The sequence below is a fragment of the Synechococcus sp. H55.9 genome (assembly GCF_047462355.1).
GTDB lineage: Bacteria > Cyanobacteriota > Cyanobacteriia > Thermostichales > Thermostichaceae > Thermostichus.
The window spans coordinates 1-1458 of record NZ_JANSJB010000180.1 but is presented as its reverse complement, the minus strand read 5'-3'; the positions used below and the strand labels follow the sequence as shown (position 1 = coordinate 1458).

Here is a 1458-nt window from a genome sequence, read left to right as displayed (position 1 = left end):
TAAGACTATAAACTGAGATGGGATCTGGAGCTCTGCTCCTCTTGCCTAGGCAGGGAGAAGCCGAAGCAGCTCAGTGTTCAACCGCCATCTTGAAAGGTTTGAACAGGTGCAACCTCGAAGGGGATCCCCCTAGCGCCGAAAGGTTAGCGCCTGGCCGCGCACCGAGGGATCCACCTGACCGTTTTGAAAGGCGATCTGCCCGCCCACAATTGTGGCCAGCGGCCAGCCCACCAGCTCCCAGCCCTCAAACGGGCTCCAGCCGCATTTGGTGAGCAGCTCTTCCCGGCGCACCGGCTGAGGCGTGTGGCGATCCACCAATACTAGATCGGCATCGTAGCCCACCTGCAGCCGCCCCTTGTTGGGGATCCCGTAGAGGCGGGCCGGCGCCTCGCACATCCACTGCACCACCTGGCGCAGGGTACAGCGGCCCTGCTGGGCTGCGGTCAGCATCAGGGGCAAGGCCGTCTCCACACCGGGCATGCCAGAGGGGGAGTGGGGGTAGGGCTGGGCCTTTTCGGCCAGGGTGTGGGGGGCATGGTCGGTGGCGATGCAATCAAGGATGCCGTCGTGTAGCCCCTGCCAGAGCTGGTTCAGGTTAGCCGGATCCCGCAGCGGCGGGTTCATCTGGACGAGGGATCCCAGGCGGGCGTAGTCGGCGGTGCTGAGCAGCAGGTGCTGAGGGGTGACCTCGGCGCTAACCCAGGCGGGTTTGTGCTGGCGCAGCAGCTCCACCTCCAGGCCGGTGGAGAGGTGCAAAATGTGCAGGCGGTGGCGGTAGCGGGTGGCCAAGTCCAAAGCCCGTTGCGAGGCAATCAGCGCGGCTTCTTCATCCTGAATCAGGGAGTGAACCGCCACATCTGTACGTCCGGCAAAGAGGGCCCGCCGGGCTTGAATCCGCGAGTGATCTTCAGCGTGGACGGCGATAACAAAATTGGGATCCGTCTCGGCAAAGATCCGCTCTAATGCCGCTTGGTCATCCACCAGCAAGGGGCCATGCATGGATCCCATGAAGATCTTGATGCCGCAAGCCCCTTGCACCGTTTGCAGCTCTTTGAGGTTATCGGCGGTGGCCCCGATGAAAAAGCCGTAGTTGACCACGCACTTGCTGGCGGCCCGGGCCAACTTGTCATCCAGCGTTGCCTGGTCGATCGTCAGCGGATCCGTATTGGGCATCTCCAGAAAGCTGGTTACCCCACCGCGAGCGCAGGCCCAGGATCCCGTCTGTAGGTCTTCTTTGTGCTCCCGGCCCGGCTCGCGAAAGTGAACCTGGGGGTCGATCACCCCCGGCATGAGGGTATGGCCCTCCGCGTCGATAACCCTAGCCACCCTTTCTGCCGAGAGATTCTGGCCGATTTGGGCAATGCGTCCCTCCCGCACCAGCACATCTCCCAGCCAGGGATCCCCTTCCGGCACCAATAGCTCCGCATTGCGGATCAGCAGACTGTCAGACAAAGCGCC

Annotated in this window: 1 protein-coding gene; it reads right to left on the bottom strand. The window is 62.8% G+C overall.

Annotated elements, in window-relative coordinates:
* Positions 1–129 precede the first annotated feature (129 nt).
* Positions 130–1458 (bottom strand): dihydroorotase (locus NW857_RS12940; RefSeq protein WP_414369196.1); only part of this gene is annotated, 1329 nt, incomplete at its 5' end.